Source organism: Flammeovirga agarivorans, from assembly GCF_012641475.1.
GTDB classification, from domain to species: domain Bacteria; phylum Bacteroidota; class Bacteroidia; order Cytophagales; family Flammeovirgaceae; genus Flammeovirga; species Flammeovirga agarivorans.
Genome location: NZ_JABAIL010000067.1, coordinates 1 through 816, shown reverse-complemented (window position 1 = coordinate 816; position 816 = coordinate 1). Strand labels below are relative to the sequence as shown.

1 protein-coding gene is annotated in these 816 nt (G+C 30.5%); it reads left to right on the top strand.

The genetic code is table 11. The features are described 5' to 3' along the window. The first annotated feature begins 98 nt into the window (after positions 1–98). Positions 99–686 carry a hypothetical protein gene (locus tag HGP29_RS28260; RefSeq protein WP_168885817.1) on the top strand — a complete coding sequence of 196 codons (588 nt, stop codon included), beginning with the start codon at positions 99–101 and terminating at the stop codon, positions 684–686. The last annotated feature ends 130 nt before the right edge of the window (positions 687–816 follow it).

The following is an 816-nucleotide window of genomic DNA, read 5'->3' as shown; positions in this document are numbered from 1 at the left end:
ATTACGCAAGCTAACATTAGCTAATCTCCATCCATCGGGTGACACACCCGCTGGTCGTAGTTTAGCCATTACGTTGTGGGTAATTGCAAAAAAGACAAATGAATTATTTTAGCATCATTATATTGACATTTCTATTTAGTAGTTGTTCTATTACTAATAAACTGAATAATCAGATTGACCAAAATCAAAAAGCATCATTAGTAAATTCACCTTTCAATACTGCAAAAGGAATGAATTTGGAATTAAAAACGCAAAAAAAATATAGAATTCAATACGAAAAGGATTTACGCAAAATGCTAAAAGAGAATACAACGGATACTATCATTTTAAAAGAGAATTATAATTTCATTTGTTTTGGATGTCCTGCAGATTTTGTACAAATTTTCAGTAAAAACAAATTAATTGTATATAGATTAAAAGATAAAGAAAAGAAGTATCAAAATGCGACTTTGACTTTGACTGATGATTTAATGATTGATCCTAATAAATACTATTACAACGACATTATTGAATTGAAAGAAGAAATCGTAAAAGGAAACAACTGGAATAGTAATCCAGAAAATTATGGTACTGATAAATGTTTTGATGGTGGTCATACCTTTTATACTGTTTTTTATCCAAGTTCTAAAATCGAATCAATGTATATGAGATGTTGGATAGGAAAAGAATTAATAGACGAGAATTAAACAACATACCCACAACACCAGCTAAAACAGCAAGTCTCGGTCGACGCGCCCTCGCTCGCAGTTTAGCAAATTCGTTGTGGGTTATATAATCAAGCATTTCAATTAGACTTAAACTTAATGTACCATCAAA